The organism is Mycobacterium sp. 1081908.1 (genome assembly GCF_001673535.1).
Lineage (GTDB): Bacteria > Actinomycetota > Actinomycetes > Mycobacteriales > Mycobacteriaceae > Mycobacterium.
On sequence record NZ_LZLY01000018.1, the window covers coordinates 31,511 to 46,789 of the forward strand.

15 protein-coding genes are annotated in these 15,279 nt (G+C 68.8%); 11 read left to right on the forward strand and 4 right to left on the reverse strand.

Features of this window, described 5'->3' with window-relative positions; genetic code table 11:
- Positions 1-2 precede the first annotated feature (2 nt).
- Both A5655_RS03090 and A5655_RS03095 read right to left on the reverse strand, forming a co-directional pair.
- Positions 3-305, reverse strand: coding sequence for a DUF503 domain-containing protein (locus tag A5655_RS03090; protein WP_067005458.1), 303 nt, complete (start codon positions 303-305; stop codon positions 3-5).
- Between the two features lie 6 nt (positions 306-311).
- Complete coding sequence (locus A5655_RS03095; protein ID WP_067005460.1) at positions 312-923, reverse strand: hypothetical protein; 612 nt, start codon at positions 921-923, stop codon at positions 312-314.
- A gap of 282 nt (positions 924-1,205) precedes the next feature.
- On the opposite strand from A5655_RS03095, the gene arc reads away from it, so the two are divergent.
- Positions 1,206-3,035, forward strand: coding sequence for a proteasome ATPase (arc, locus tag A5655_RS03100; RefSeq protein ID WP_067005462.1), 1,830 nt, complete (start codon positions 1,206-1,208; stop codon positions 3,033-3,035).
- Between the two features lie 102 nt (positions 3,036-3,137).
- On the opposite strand, the gene A5655_RS03105 is transcribed toward arc, so the two are convergent.
- Both A5655_RS03105 and A5655_RS03110 read right to left on the reverse strand, forming a co-directional pair.
- Entirely contained in the window at positions 3,138-3,782 is a 645-nt protein-coding gene (locus A5655_RS03105; RefSeq protein ID WP_067005463.1) for a hypothetical protein, read from the reverse strand.
- A 9-nt stretch (positions 3,783-3,791) separates the two neighbouring features.
- Complete coding sequence (locus A5655_RS03110; RefSeq protein ID WP_082978447.1) at positions 3,792-4,973, reverse strand: hypothetical protein; 1,182 nt, start codon at positions 4,971-4,973, stop codon at positions 3,792-3,794.
- Between the two features lie 114 nt (positions 4,974-5,087).
- Between A5655_RS03110 and dop the strand changes: the two genes are divergently transcribed.
- The 10 genes from dop to A5655_RS03160 form a co-directional block, all read left to right on the forward strand.
- Positions 5,088-6,596: a pup deamidase/depupylase gene (dop, locus tag A5655_RS03115; RefSeq protein ID WP_067005465.1), complete on the forward strand. Its 1,509-nt coding sequence runs from the start codon at positions 5,088-5,090 to the stop codon at positions 6,594-6,596.
- A 92-nt stretch (positions 6,597-6,688) separates the two neighbouring features.
- Positions 6,689-6,883, forward strand: coding sequence for a ubiquitin-like protein Pup (locus tag A5655_RS03120; RefSeq protein ID WP_066932182.1), 195 nt, complete (start codon positions 6,689-6,691; stop codon positions 6,881-6,883).
- Complete coding sequence (gene prcB / locus A5655_RS03125; protein WP_067005468.1) at positions 6,880-7,770, forward strand: proteasome subunit beta; 891 nt, start codon at positions 6,880-6,882, stop codon at positions 7,768-7,770. The genes A5655_RS03120 and prcB overlap by 4 nt, the downstream gene beginning before the upstream one ends.
- Positions 7,767-8,549, forward strand: coding sequence for a proteasome subunit alpha (gene prcA, locus A5655_RS03130; RefSeq protein ID WP_067005470.1), 783 nt, complete (start codon positions 7,767-7,769; stop codon positions 8,547-8,549). Before prcB ends, prcA begins: the two co-directional genes overlap by 4 nt.
- A gap of 69 nt (positions 8,550-8,618) precedes the next feature.
- Positions 8,619-9,977: a Pup--protein ligase gene (gene pafA, locus A5655_RS03135; protein WP_156764665.1), complete on the forward strand. Its 1,359-nt coding sequence runs from the start codon at positions 8,619-8,621 to the stop codon at positions 9,975-9,977.
- Positions 9,978-10,028: 51 nt separating this feature from the next.
- Positions 10,029-11,021 (forward strand): YafY family protein, encoded by a 993-nt coding sequence (locus A5655_RS03140; protein ID WP_067005473.1) that lies wholly within the window; start codon positions 10,029-10,031, stop codon positions 11,019-11,021.
- The gene (locus tag A5655_RS03145) at positions 11,018-11,995 is read left to right on the forward strand and encodes a YafY family protein (RefSeq protein WP_067005475.1); all 978 of its coding nucleotides are present in this window, start codon (positions 11,018-11,020) and stop codon (positions 11,993-11,995) included. Before A5655_RS03140 ends, A5655_RS03145 begins: the two co-directional genes overlap by 4 nt.
- A gap of 50 nt (positions 11,996-12,045) precedes the next feature.
- Positions 12,046-12,300, forward strand: coding sequence for a Sec-independent protein translocase subunit TatA (tatA, locus tag A5655_RS03150; RefSeq protein ID WP_066932188.1), 255 nt, complete (start codon positions 12,046-12,048; stop codon positions 12,298-12,300).
- 49 nt (positions 12,301-12,349) lie between these two features.
- On the forward strand, positions 12,350-13,306 hold the full coding sequence (gene tatC, locus A5655_RS03155; protein WP_156764666.1) for a twin-arginine translocase subunit TatC: 957 nt from the start codon (positions 12,350-12,352) through the stop codon (positions 13,304-13,306).
- 24 nt (positions 13,307-13,330) lie between these two features.
- On the forward strand, positions 13,331-15,279 hold a 1,949-nt coding region (locus A5655_RS03160), incomplete at its 3' end, for an RNA helicase (RefSeq protein WP_067005477.1).

Sequence of the window (15,279 nt, forward strand, 5' to 3'; positions counted from 1 at the left end):
GACTAGTCGTCACTCCTGGTCAGGCCTCGCCGCGCCGACAGCAGCTCGAACTCGGGATGCGCCGCGACCAGTCGTTCGGCCGCATCCAGCACGGCGACCGCGTGGCCGCGGTCGCCGGACACCACGGCCACGCCGATGCCCGCCCGTCGGTACAGGTCCTGCGCACCGGTTTCGGCGGCCGACACGCCGAACTTGCGCTGCAGCTCCGCCACCACGGGACGAATCACCGACCGCTTCTGTTTGAGTGATCGCACCCCAAGCTCCGGGTCCAGCAACACGTCGAACTCGAGCCAGCCGATCCACATCGCGGCTCAGCCCGTGGGAGTCGCGGCCGGGGGCTGCGGCGGCGCGGGAGGCGGGCTGGGCGCCGGGTTGGCGGGTGGCGTGGTCCCGATGGCCGAGGTCCCGGTGGCCGAGTTGCCCAGCGCCAGAAGCATTTCCGCCGTCCGGCGGGAGAGCTGCCATCCGCCTTGGAACGGGGTGAATTCCATCGGGAAGGTGAAGTTGCCGTTGTTCGCCTGCGCGGTCTTGACGGCGACGGTGGCCGTCACGTGGGACGGATTCTTGTCCGACCAGGCGACGTCGTTCGCGACGAAGGTCATCGGGAGGTAGCCGTTGTCCCGCAGCGCGTTGGTGAACTTGTCGAGCGTGCCCGCACTGTCGGCGGTGGCGCCCTCGACGAGGGTCACCTTGTTGAGGCCCGGCACGTTCGGGTCGGCGAGCCGGTTCAGGACGTCGATCAGGGCGTCGGGCGGCGGGAGTGGAGCGGCCGGGGGAGCGGCGACGACCAGGGGGGTCGACGTCACCGGAACCGCGGAGGACGACGACGACACCACCTTGGGCCCGGTGTGCGCGCACCCGGTCACACCGGCCGCCGCCACCGCGGTGACGGCGCTCAGCGTGACGAGCAACCGTCGGTGCATCCGGTTCGTTCTGGGGCTAGGCGTTCGCGCCCGCCGTCGGGCCAACGGGTGCAATGGAAGTCACACCGGGCCTGCCGTGCCGAAGATGACGGTGCCGGCGGAGCCCATGGCAAGGGCTTTTCGGGCCACGGCCGTCCTTTCACTCGGCAAGATTCGTGGCCGAGATTACCAGTGGAACCAAAGTCTTAACTTTTCGTGAGCATTTGACTCCGCACATCAACCGGCAATCGCCGGTAGCGTTGAAGTACCACCGCACATTTCGGGGCGGGAAAGGAGCGCAACATGGGTGACTCAGAGCGTTCTGGCGCATTCGGCAATGCCGGTGAAACTGGCATGTCCAGCGATGATGCTGCCGAATTGGAACAGTTACGCCGTGAGGCAGCGGTGCTGCGCGAGCAACTGGAGCACGCGGTTGGATCGGCCGGCGGCACTCGGTCCGCGCGCGACGTGCATCAGCTCGAAGCCCGTATCGACTCCCTCGCGGCGCGAAACTCAAAGTTAATGGAAACCCTCAAAGAGGCCCGTCAGCAACTGTTGGCGCTGCGCGAAGAGGTCGACCGGCTCGGTCAGCCGCCCAGTGGCTACGGCGTCCTGTTGGGGTCCCACGAGGACGACACGGTCGACGTGTTCACCTCCGGTCGCAAGATGCGCCTGACGTGCTCGCCCAACATCGAGGTCGGTTCGTTGCGCAAGGGCCAGACGGTCCGGCTCAACGAGGCCCTGACCGTCGTCGAGGCCGGCACGTTCGAATCGGTCGGCGAGATCTCCACTCTGCGCGAGGTGCTCAACGACGGTCACCGCGCATTGGTCGTCGGACACGCCGACGAGGAGCGCATCGTGTGGCTGGCCGAGCCGCTGGTCGCCGAGGATCTGCCGGACGGCGTTCCGGACGCCCTCAACGACGACACCAAGCCCCGCAAGCTGCGCCCGGGCGACTCGCTGCTGGTCGACACCAAGGCCGGTTACGCCTTCGAGCGCATCCCCAAGGCCGAGGTCGAGGACCTGGTCCTGGAAGAGGTGCCCGACGTCAGCTACCAGGACATCGGCGGGCTGACGCGCCAGATCGAGCAGATCCGCGACGCCGTCGAGCTGCCGTTCCTGCACAAGGAGCTCTACCGCGAGTACGCGCTGCGCCCGCCGAAGGGTGTGTTGCTCTACGGGCCGCCCGGCTGCGGTAAGACCCTGATCGCCAAGGCGGTCGCGAACTCGCTGGCCAAGAAGATGGCCGAGGTGCGCGGCGACGACGCCCGCGAGGCGAAGTCGTACTTCCTCAACATCAAGGGCCCGGAGCTGCTGAACAAGTTCGTCGGCGAGACCGAGCGGCACATCCGGCTGATCTTCCAGCGGGCCCGCGAGAAGGCGTCGGAAGGGACGCCGGTAATCGTCTTCTTCGACGAGATGGATTCGATCTTCCGCACCCGCGGCACCGGGGTCTCCTCGGACGTCGAGACGACGGTGGTTCCCCAGCTGCTGTCCGAGATCGACGGCGTGGAGGGGCTGGAGAACGTCATCGTGATCGGCGCCTCCAACCGCGAGGACATGATCGACCCCGCGATCCTGCGGCCCGGCCGTCTCGACGTGAAGATCAAGATCGAGCGCCCGGATGCCGAAGCGGCGCAAGACATCTTCTCGAAGTACCTGATCGAGTCGCTGCCGCTGCACGCAGACGACCTCGCCGAGTTCGACGGCGACCGCACCGCCTGCATCAAGGCGATGATCGAAAAGGTCGTCGAGCGGATGTACGCCGAGATCGACGACAACCGGTTCCTGGAGGTCACCTACGCCAACGGTGACAAAGAGGTCATGTACTTCAAGGACTTCAACTCCGGGGCGATGATCCAGAACGTCGTCGACCGCGCGAAGAAGAACGCGATCAAGTCGGTGCTGGAGACCGGCCAACCCGGATTGCGCATTCAGCACCTGCTCGACTCGATCGTCGACGAGTTCGCCGAGAACGAGGACCTGCCCAACACCACCAACCCCGATGACTGGGCGCGGATTTCGGGCAAGAAGGGCGAGCGGATCGTCTACATCCGCACGCTGGTCACCGGCAAGTCGTCGAGCGCGTCGCGGGCCATCGACACCGAGTCGAACCTGGGCCAGTACCTGTAAACGCTCGAGTCGCGCCGCCGCGACATTGCAACCACGCACACGACACGCCGAGGCGGGTGTGCGTGGTTGCAGTTTCGGCGGCCCAGGCCGCTCCGGCCGCCGTCAGTCGATCTCCAGCGAGTAGCTGTTGGTCAGGTTGTCCTGTAACACCTGCGCGGCTTGGCTTCTGGTGTCCACGCGCAGCTCCTCGGTGAGCACGCGCGGCTTATAGCTCCACCCGTCGGGCAGTTCGAGCCGGCTCGCCAGCCCGGGCAGGTCTTCGCGCTTGAGGTTGGGGTCGGTGACCTGACTCCAGGTCTGCATGACCCAGCGTTTCCCGTGCGGATCGATGAGTTCGTAGACCTCTTCGCCGGCGTTGAACACGAAAACCGTATGGCGGCTCACCTTGTTCACGCTGAAGGGCGCGGGGTTCATCGAGGACAGCAGAACGGTGGCCTGCAGGATCATCTCGATGCCCCCGAAGGTCTTCGTCACCTGCGGGCCCTGGCGCTCCTTTTCGATGGAGTTCATCAGCCAATAGCGGGGGCCGTTGAGCAGGGCCGCGGCCGCGCCGTTTTCGGCGGCGATCGCGTGCGGGTCCAGCGCCGACCACAGCTCGGCGGGACAGTCGTTGAGCGGGAAGCTGTTGTAGACCGAAGCCTGCGGGCCGGCCTCGCCGGGAGTCACGAGAAGCACTTCCCCGTAACGCTTCCCGGCCAGGTCGCTCACCGGTTCATCGACTTCCTCTTCGGCGCGGTGGCGGGACACCCTGTGAAATTAATCACTGCCCTGGTTGGCGTCAACTTCACACGCCGGTGCGGCCACGGCCCCGCGGTAGCGGTTGCGCGCGATCAGGGTCGTGTGCAAGTCGGCGATGAGCGGGTCGAGGAACGTCGATCGGTACTCGGCGTCGCCGGCCGCGCGGGCGCTGATGTACATGAACGTCAACGCGCCGAGGAAAAGCGTCATGTGGATCAGCGAATCGGGCACCGGCAGCGTGAATCCCAGCACCGTCGCGGTGCTGGTGTAGGTGTGGGTCCATTCGTTGAGCAGCGACGGGCTGAGCACGATCAGCCCCAGGATCAGGTAGATGGTGGCCGTGACCACCGCCACCACCAGGATCTGCGCCAGCTGCGAGGCGGCCAGCACGAAGACGACGTTGAGGCGTTCGGCCCGTTTCAGCGGCGCGCAGTCGGGCGTGTCCGGCATGCCCGCGAAGGGCGTGCCGGCCAGCCCCTCGGCGTCCCTGGGCAGCGCCGCCGTCGATTGCAACATCGGCCTGGCCCGATCGTGGGTGGCGGAGACGACGAAGGCCGCGGCGATGGAGACGAGGAATGCCATTGCCAGCCCCAGCCGTTCCCCGCTGATCGTCGCCGCCATCAGCCAGACGTAGGTGTTGAAGAACACCAAGGCGGTCAGGAGCACGACGGGCAGGGCCCGCACCGCCAGGGCACCCACCGTCGTCAGGTGCGACAGCATCATGCGCACCGCCCAGCCGACGACCGACCCGACGCCGCAGCCGGTCAGCACCAGCACCGCGGCCACTACGACGGCTTCCTGCGCCAGTTGCGCGGCCCCGCCCACGACGGCCCCGACGCACGCCACGACCAACACCGCGGCGGTCGAGACGGCCGCGCGCGTGCGGCCGCTGCGTGACCGCGACACCAGCCAGCCCACGACGGCCATCAGCGGAAGGGCCAGCCCGATGATCGTCAGGAGAATCACTTCGGAGGTTGTCGGCTCCCCGTTTATGTGGACGTCGCGCCCGCCGGTGATGAGGTAGACCGGCAGTACGCAGGCCTGCAACGTCGCGTACGCCGCGAGCGCGGGCGCCGACCGCGGCCACAGCCGCCGCCAGCGCGACCGCCTCGTCAGCACCGACGGCAAACCCCGGTTCAGGAACCAGCTTTCGGCCGCCGCGTTCGCCGTCCCGCGCGAGGGGCGAAGGGAAAGCTCCATGCGGGCAAACCCTAGCGGCGATCGGCCCTTGTGCTGGCCGTTATCGCGCCGAATTCGGGCCGCGAGATCACCCCGCCTCGGGGTCTACATGGTCACCGGGCCTATCTTGAAGTAATGCAAAGGATTATCGGGACGGAGGTCGAGTACGGCATCTCGTCGCCGTCGGACCCGACCGCCAACCCGATCCTCACCTCGACGCAGGCGGTCCTGGCCTACGCCGCCGCCGCCGGCATCCAGCGCGCCAAGCGCACCCGCTGGGACTACGAGGTGGAATCGCCGCTGCGCGACGCCCGCGGCTTTGACCTGAGCCGCTCGGCCGGGCCCCCGCCGGTGGTCGACGCCGACGAGGTCGGCGCGGCCAACATGATCTTGACCAACGGCGCGAGGCTTTACGTCGACCACGCGCACCCCGAATACTCCGCGCCCGAGTGCACCGACCCGCTGGACGCGGTGATCTGGGACAAGGCCGGCGAACGGGTGATGGAGGCCGCCGCGCGGCACGTCGCCAGCGTGCCCGGCGCCGCGAAGCTGCAGCTCTACAAGAACAACGTCGACGGCAAGGGCGCCTCCTACGGGTCCCACGAGAACTACCTGATGTCGCGGCAGACGCCGTTCTCGGCGATCATCGCCGGCCTGACGCCCTTCCTGGTGTCGCGGCAGGTGGTCACCGGCTCCGGCCGGGTCGGCATCGGGCCCGCCGGTGACGAGCCCGGCTTCCAGCTGTCCCAGCGCTCCGACTACATCGAGGTCGAGGTCGGGCTGGAGACCACGCTCAAGCGCGGCATCATCAACACCCGCGACGAGCCCCACGCCGACGCCGACCGGTATCGCCGGCTGCACGTCATCATCGGCGACGCGAACCTGGCCGAGACGTCGACGTATCTGAAGCTCGGCACCACGGCGCTGGTGCTCGATCTGATCGAAGACGGACCGGCCCACGGGATCGACCTGAGCGACCTGGCGCTGGCGCGGCCGGTGCACGCGGTCCACGCCATCAGCCGCGATCCGTCGCTGCGGGTGGCGGTGGCGCTGGCCGACGGGCGCGAATTGACCGCCCTTGCGCTGCAACGCATTTACCTCGACCGGGTGGCGAAGCTGGTCGACAGCCGCGACCCCGACCCGCGGGCGGCCGACATCGTCGAGACGTGGGCCGACGTGCTCGACAAGCTGGAGCGCGACCCGATGGACTGCGCCGAGCTGCTGGACTGGCCGGCCAAGCTGCGGCTGCTCGAGGGCTTCCGGCAGCGCGAGAACCTGAACTGGTCGGCGCCCCGGCTGCACCTGGTCGACCTGCAGTATTCCGACGTCCGGCTGGACAAGGGGCTGTACAACCGGCTGGTCGCGCGCGGTTCGATGAAGCGCCTCGTGAGCGAACACCAGGTGCTCGACGCCGTCGACAATCCGCCGACGGACACGCGCGCATACTTCCGCGGTGAGTGCCTGCGCAGGTTCGGCGCCGACATCGCGGCGGCCAGTTGGGACTCGGTGATTTTCGATCTCGGGGGCGATTCGCTGGTGCGCATCCCGACGCTGGAGCCGCTGCGCGGCAGCAAAGCCCACGTCGGAGCGTTGCTGGACTCTGTGGACAGCGCGGTGGAACTGGTGGAACAACTGACCAGCTAGCGGACGTTAGACCGGGAAACGTCGGCGTTGACCGGTAATGTAGAGAAGACCAGCGGGCGTGTGAGCGGCCGATAACTAAGCAGGAGGCGGCGATGGCTCAGGAGCAGACCAAGCGTGGTGGTGGCGGCGGCGATGATGACGACTTCGGCGACGCCACGGCCGCGGGCCAGGAGCGTCGCGAAAAGTTAGCCGAAGACACCGACGACCTGCTTGACGAGATCGACGACGTCCTTGAGGAAAACGCCGAGGATTTTGTCCGCGCGTATGTCCAAAAGGGCGGACAGTGACCTGGCCATTCGCCGATCGACTGTCCCTCAACTCGCCACTCTCCGGGAATCCGGCCGCAGACCTGTCATCGTTTGCTGACCACCTCCGCCGCCACGCGCCGGAGTTGCTGCCGGCAAGCCTGAGCGGGGGCGCGCAAGGCGGCGCCGCCGGGGACCAGCTGCCGCACGGGACAACGATCGTCGCGTTGAAATACCCGGGCGGCGTTGTCATGGCGGGCGACCGGCGCTCGACGCAGGGCAACATGATCGCCGGGCGCGACGTGAAGAAGGTGTACATCACCGACGACTACACGGCCACCGGCATCGCGGGTACCGCCGCGATCGCGGTCGAGTTCGCCCGGCTTTACGCGGTGGAACTCGAGCACTACGAGAAGCTCGAAGGCGTGCCGCTCACGTTTGCCGGCAAGGTCAACCGGCTCGCGATCATGGTGCGCGGAAACCTGGCCGCGGCGATGCAGGGACTGGTCGCGCTGCCGCTGCTGGCCGGGTATGACATCCAGGCGCCGGACCCGGAAAGCGCGGGCCGCATCGTGTCTTTCGATGCCGCGGGCGGTTGGAACATCGAGGAAGAGGGCTACCAGGCGGTGGGATCGGGGTCGATTTTCGCCAAGTCGTCGATGAAGAAGCTGTATTCCCAAGTCTCCGACGTCGATTCCGCGCTGCGCGTGATCGTGGAGGCGCTTTACGACGCCGCCGACGACGATTCCGCCACCGGCGGCCCGGACCTGGTCCGCGGCATCTATCCCACGGCGGTCACCATCGGTGCCGAAGGGGCGGCGGAAGTGCCGGAGAGCCGGATCGCCGAACTGGCCCGGCAGGTCATCGAAAGCCGCTCGCGGGCGGACACTTTCGGGCCCGACGCCGAACCGCGGGGTAAGAAGAAGTGAGCTTCCCGTATTTCATCTCGCCCGAGCAGGCGATGCGCGAGCGCAGCGAGCTCGCGCGCAAGGGCATCGCGCGGGGCAAGAGCGTGGTGGCGCTGGCCTACGCCGACGGTGTGCTGTTCGTCGCGGAGAACCCGTCGCGGTCCCTGCAGAAGATCAGCGAACTCTACGACCGCGTTGGCTTTGCGGCAGCGGGCAGGTTCAACGAGTTCGACAATTTGCGCCGCAGCGGCATCCAGTTCGCCGACACCCGGGGTTACGCGTACGACCGCCGCGACGTCACCGGCCGGCAGCTGGCCAACGCGTACGCGCAGGCGCTGGGCAGCATCTTCACCGAGCAGGCCAAGCCCTACGAGGTCGAGTTGTGCGTCGCCGAGGTCGCCCACCACGGCGAGACGAAACCTCCTGAGCTGTACCGCATTACCTACGACGGCTCGATCGCCGACGAGCCGCATTTCGTGGTGATGGGCGGGACCACCGAGCCGATCGTCACGGCGCTCAAGGACTCGTACGCCGAAAACGCCCACCTGCGTGAGGCTTTGGGCATCGCGGTCGCGGCGCTGCGGGCGGGCAGCTCGGACGCGTCCAACGGCGACCAGCCGACCCTCGATGTGGGCAGCCTGGAGGTGGCCATCCTGGACGCCAACCGGCCGCGGCGGGCGTTCAGGCGGATCAATCGCCCCACCCTGGAAAACTTGCTGAAGAAGTCGGACGGCCCGAAATCCAAGGGTGCAAAATCCGGCGATGAAGCGCCGGAAGCCGAGGACGACGCCTCGGACTAGATCCGCCCAATAACATCCTGGGCGCGGCTTCCGCACCTTTGCGGTGCGACAACCAGTACGCTCGATTACGTGCAGCGACGAATAATGGGCATCGAGACCGAGTTCGGTGTCACCTGCACGTTCCACGGCCATCGCCGGCTGTCGCCGGACGAGGTCGCCCGGTACCTGTTCCGGCGCGTGGTGTCGTGGGGCCGCAGCTCCAACGTGTTCTTGCGAAACGGTGCCCGCCTCTACCTCGATGTCGGCAGCCATCCCGAGTACGCCACGGCCGAGTGCGACAGCCTGGTGCAGCTGGTCACCCACGACCGGGCCGGTGAATGGGTGCTGGAAGACCTGCTGGTGGACGCCGAACAGCGGCTCGCCGACGAGGGCATCGGCGGCGACATCTACTTGTTCAAGAACAACACCGACTCCGCGGGCAACTCCTACGGCTGCCACGAGAACTACCTGATCGTGCGGGCCGGCGAGTTCTCCCGGATCTCCGACGTGCTGCTGCCCTTCCTGGTCACCCGGCAGCTGATCTGCGGCGCCGGCAAGGTGCTGCAGACCCCCAAGGCCGCGACGTTCTGCCTTTCCCAACGCGCCGAGCACATCTGGGAGGGCGTCTCCTCGGCGACCACCCGCAGCCGCCCGATCATCAACACCCGCGACGAGCCGCACGCCGACGCCGAGAAGTACCGCCGCCTGCACGTCATCGTCGGCGACTCCAACATGTGCGAGACGACCACCATGCTCAAGGTGGGCACGGCGGCGCTGGTGCTGGAGATGATCGAGGCCGGCGTCCCGTTCCGCGACTTCTCGCTGGACAACCCCATCCGCGCCATCCGCGAGGTCAGCCACGACATCACGGGCCGGCGGCCGGTGCGGCTGGCGGGCGGGCGGCAGGCCAGCGCCCTGGACATCCAGCGCGAGTACTACAGCCGGGCCGTCGAGCACCTGCAGACCCGGGAGCCCAACGCCCAGATCGAGCAGGTCGTCGACCTGTGGGGCCGGCAACTGGACGCCGTCGAAAGCCAGGACTTCGCCAAGGTGGACACCGAGATCGACTGGGTGATCAAGCGCAAGCTGTTCCAGCGCTACCAGGACCGCTACAACATGGAGCTGTCCGACCCGAAGATCGCCCAGCTGGACCTGGCCTACCACGACATCAAGCGCGGCCGCGGCGTGTTCGACCTGCTGCAGCGCAAGGGCCTGGCCACGCGCGTGACCACCGACGAGGACATCGCGGAGGCGGTCGACAACCCGCCGCAGACCACCCGCGCCCGGTTGCGCGGGGAGTTCATCAGCGCCGCCCAGGCCGCGGGCCGCGACTTCACCGTCGACTGGGTGCACCTCAAGCTCAACGACCAGGCGCAGCGCACCGTGCTGTGCAAGGACCCGTTCCGCGCGGTCGACGAGCGGGTCAAGCGGCTGATCGCCAGCATGTAGCGGGCCACCGCCGGAAGCGCCCGCGGCGGCCCATCGAATAACCTGGGACAAATGGCGACCTCGAAAGTCGAGCGGCTGGTCAATCTCGTCATCGCCCTGCTGTCCACCCGCGGCTACGTCACCGCCGAAAAGATCAGGTCCAGCGTCGCCGGCTATTCCGACAGCCCCAGCGCCGAGGCGTTTTCGCGGATGTTCGAGCGCGACAAGAACGAATTGCGCGACCTCGGCATCCCGCTGGAGGTCGGCCGGGTGTCGGCGATGGATCCCACCGAGGGCTACCGGATCAACCGCGACGCCTACGCGCTGGCCCCGGTCGACCTCACCCCGGACGAGGCCGCCGCGGTGGCCGTTGCCACGCAGCTGTGGGAGTCGCCCGAGCTGATCACCGCCACCCAGGGCGCCCTGCTCAAGCTGCGCGCCGCCGGGGTGGACGTCGATCCGGACGCGCCGGTGGCCATCGCGTCGCCCGCGGGCGTGCCGGGCCTGCGCGGGTCGGAGGACGTGCTCGGAATCCTGTTGTCCGCCATCGGTTCCCGACGGGCGGTGCAGTTTCAGCACCGGCCGTCGCGGGCGGAGCCCTACACGACGCGCACCGTCGAGCCGTGGGGCGTGGTCACCGAGAAGGGGCGCTGGTACCTGGTCGGGCACGATCGCGACCGCGACGCCACCCGCACCTTCCGGCTGTCCCGGATCGGGGCCGATATCACCCCCATCGGCCCGCCCGGCGCGGTCACCGTGCCCGACGGCGTCGACCTGCGCAAGATCGTGGCCCAGACGGTCACCGAGTGGCCGGCCGGCGGGCAGGCCCGGGTGTGGGTCGCCGACGGGCGGGCCACCGCGCTGCGGCGCGCCGGGAGGTCGATGGCGGCGCAACAGGTGGCCGGCCGCGACGGCGAGGTGATCGAACTCGGCATCGGATCCGCCGACCAGCTGGCGCGCGACATCGCCGGCTACGGCGCCGACGCCGTCGTGCTCGAGCCGCAATCCCTGCGCGACGAGGTGCTGGCCCGGCTGCGCGCGCACGTGGAGGTTCCCGGCGCATGACCCCCGTGTCCACCCGGCTGGTTCGGCTGCTCAACATGGTCCCGTATTTCCAGGCCAATCCGAAGGTCACCCGGGCCAAGGCCGCCGCCGATCTCGGCGTATCGGAAAAGCAGCTGGAGGAGGACCTCAACCAGCTGTGGATGTGCGGCCTGCCCGGCTACTACCCGGGTGACCTCATCGACTTCGCGTTCTCCGGCGACACCATCGAGGTGACGTTCTCGGCGGGCATCGACCGGCCGCTCAAGCTCACGTCCCCGGAGGCCACCGGCCTGCTGGTGGCGCTCCGGGCGCTGGCCGACATCCCCGGCGTGGTCGACCCGGAGGCGGCGCGCAGCGCGATCGCCAAGATCGAGGCCGCCGCGGGCGCCGTCGGGCAGGACGCTACGGCCGCCGTGGCCGCCGTGGACGAGCCGGCACCCGTCGAGAGCCGCGCCGCCGCGGCCGTCCGGACGGCGGTGCAATACCGGCGCGCGCTGGCCATCGACTACTACTCCGCCTCGCACGACACCCTGACCAGCCGGGTCGTCGATCCCATTCGCGTCCTGCTGATCGGTGGGCACAGCTACCTGGAGGCCTGGTCGCGCGAGGCCGAGGGCGTCCGGCTGTTCCGTTTCGACCGGATCGTCGACGCCACCGAGCTGGGCGAGCCGGCCGCCCCGCCGGAACCGGCGCTGCACGCGCCGCCGGACACGTCGCTGTTCGACGGCGACCCGTCGCTGCCGTCGGCCCGGCTGTGGGTGGCGCCCGCGGCCTCGTGGATGTTCGAGTACTACCCGATGCGCGAGGTGCTCGAGCTGGCCGACGGGTCGTGCGAGGCCGTCATGACCTACGCCTCGGAGGACTGGATGACGCGCCTGGTGCTGGGCTTCGGGCCGGCGGTGCGGGTGCTCGAACCGGAATCGCTGGCACATCGTGTCCGGGATGCCGCCGCCGCGGCCCTGGAGTCCTACCAGGTCGCGGCGCGGCCGGACTAGCTGGGACCGTCGCTGCGGTAGCATCGGGTGGACGTCTGGAGGTAATCAAAGTGGGCAGTCTTAGTCCGTGGCACTGGGCGATCCTCGCGGTCGTAGTGATCCTGTTGTTCGGTGCCAAGAAGCTCCCCGATGCCGCGCGCTCGCTGGGCAAGTCGATGCGCATCTTCAAGTCCGAGATGCGGGAAATGCAGACCGAAGGCAAGTCTGAAACTCCTTCGATCGAGACCCCCCAGCCCGTGCAGTCGCAGCGGGTCGACCCGCCGGCGGCCACCGAGCAGGGGCACACCGAAGCGCGCCCGGCCTAGCCGCGTCGCCGCGGTGCCCGAGCGCCCCTGACCGACCGCAAAGACCACCGTGAAAGGTTTCAAGGTTTCAGCGCGCACCGCGGGCCTGCTGAAACGGCTCAACCCTCGTAACAGGCGGAGCCGCACCAACCCCGACGCGACGATGTCGCTGGTCGACCATCTCACCGAGCTGCGCACCCGGCTGCTGATCTCGCTGGCCGCCATCCTGGTCACCACGATTTTCGGGTTCTTCTGGTACTCGCATTCGCTCTTCGGGCTGGAGAGCCTCGGCGAATGGCTGCGCCATCCGTATTGTTCGCTGCCGCAATCGGCGCGGGCGAGCATCAGCGCCGACGGGCAGTGCCGGCTGCTCGCCACCGCCCCGTTCGACCAATTCATGTTGCGCCTCAAGGTCGGGCTGACGGCCGGGCTCGTGCTGGCCTGCCCGGTGTGGTTCTACGAGCTGTGGGCGTTCATCACTCCCGGGCTCTACCAGAAGGAGCGCCGCTTCGCGGTCGGGTTCGTCGTGCCCGCGGCGGTGCTGTTCGTCGTCGGCGCCGTGCTGGCCTACTTCGTGCTGTCGAAGGCGCTGGGGTTCTTGTTGACGGTCGGCAGCGACGTGCAGGTGACCGCGCTGTCCGGGGACCGGTATTTCGGCTTCCTGATCAACCTGCTGGTGGTTTTCGGCGTCAGCTTCGAGTTCCCGCTGCTGATCGTCATGCTCAACGCGGTCGGCGTGCTCAGCTACGAGCGGCTCAAGTCCTGGCGGCGCGGGCTGATCTTCGGCATGTTCGCCTTCGCGGCCGTCTTCACGCCCGGATCCGACCCGTTTTCGATGACGGCGCTCGGGATCGCGCTGTCGGTGCTGCTCGAGCTCGCCATCCAGATCTCCCGACTGCACGACCGGCGCAAGGCCAAGCGCGAGGCCCAGGTCGTGATTCCCGACGACGAGGCGTCGGTCATCGAACGGCCGGAGCCGATACCGGAGCCGTCGTTCACGGCCGGGCAACATGACGACGTCACCTAGACGTCGGCGTCGCGCGGCGACGGCGTGACGGAGCTTTCCGAGCTCGCCCGGTTCTCCGCGGAACTGCGCTTCACGCTCGACGACTTTCAGCAGCGGGCGTGCGCGGCGCTGGAACGCGGCCACGGCGTGCTGGTGTGCGCGCCCACCGGCGCCGGCAAGACGGTAGTCGGCGAATTCGCCGTGCACCTGGCGCTGGCGTCCGGCGGCAAGTGCTTCTACACCACGCCGCTCAAGGCGCTGAGCAACCAGAAGCACACCGACCTGAGCGAGCGCTACGGCCGCGACAAGATCGGGCTGCTGACCGGCGACATGTCGGTGAACGGCGACGCGCCCGTCGTGGTGATGACCACCGAAGTGCTGCGCAACATGCTCTACGCCGATTCGCCTGCGCTGCAAGGGCTTTCCTATGTGGTGATGGACGAGGTGCATTTCCTGGCCGACCGGATGCGGGGCCCGGTGTGGGAGGAGGTGATCCTGCACCTGCCCGACGAGGTGCGCGTGGTCAGCCTGTCGGCGACGGTGAGCAACGCCGAGGAGTTCGGCGGCTGGATCCAGACCGTCCGCGGCGACACCACCGTCGTCGTCGACGAGCACCGGCCCGTTCCGCTGTGGCAGCACGTGCTGGTCGGCAAGCGGCTGTTCGACCTGTTCGACTACTCGCACGCCGAGCCGGACGCCGGTGCCAAGCCGCGCGTCGACCCCGACCTGCTGCGCCACATCGCCCACCGCCGCGAGGCGGACCGGACGTCGGACTGGCAGCCCCGCCGCGGGCGCTCCGCGCGGCCCTCCCGGCCGCGCTTCTACCGACCGCCCGCGAGGCCGGACGTGATCGGGATCCTGGATTCGCAGGGGCTGCTGCCGGCGATCACGTTCGTGTTCTCCCGGGCCGGCTGCGACGCCGCCGTCGCGCAGTGCCTGCGGTCGCCGCTGCGGCTGACCACCGAGGAGGAGCGCGCGCAGATCGCCGAGGTGATCGAGCACCGCTGCGGTGACCTGGCCGACGCCGACCTGGCGGTGCTGGGCTACTACGAGTGGCGCGAGGGGTTGCTGCGCGGGTTGGCGGCCCACCACGCCGGGATGTTGCCGGCGTTCCGCCACACCGTCGAGGAGCTGTTCACCGCGGGCCTGGTCAGGGCGGTGTTCGCCACCGAAACGCTGGCGCTGGGCATCAACATGCCCGCCCGCACCGTGGTGCTCGAGCGGCTGGTGAAGTTCAACGGCGAGCAGCACATGCCGCTGACGCCGGGGGAGTACACGCAGCTGACCGGGCGCGCCGGCCGGCGCGGCATCGACGTCGAGGGCCACGCGGTGGTGCTGTGGAATCCCAGCGAAGAAACCACCGAACCGTCCGCGGTGGCCGGGCTGGCATCCACCCGCACCTTCCCGCTGCGCAGCTCGTTCGCCCCGTCGTACAACATGACGATCAACCTGGTGCAGCAGATGGGCCCCGAGCAGGCCCACCAGCTGCTCGAGCAGTCGTTCGCCCAGTACCAGGCCGACCGCTCGGTCGTCGGCCTGGTACGCGGCATCGAGCGCGGCGAGCGGATGCTCGACGAGATCGCCGCCGAGCTCGGCGGGCGCGACGCGCCGATCTTCGAATACGCGCGGCTGCGCGCACGGATCTCCGAGCTGGAGCGCGCGCAGTCCCGCGCGTCGCGGCTGCAGCGCCGGCAGGCCGCCAGCGATGCGCTGGCCGCGCTGCGCCGGGGCGACATCATCACGATCACCCACGGCCGGCGCGGCGGGCTGGCGGTGGTGCTGGAGTCCGCGCGCGACAGCTCCGACCCGCGCCCGCTGGTTCTCACCGAAAACCGTTGGGCGGGGCGGATTTCGACGGCGGACTACACGGGCGCGACGGCACCCGTCGGCTCGATGCCGTTGCCCAAGCGCGTCGAACACCGCCAGCCACGAGTGCGCCGCGACCTGGCGTCGGCGCTGCGGTCGGCAGCCGCCGGGCTGACCGTTCCGGCCAC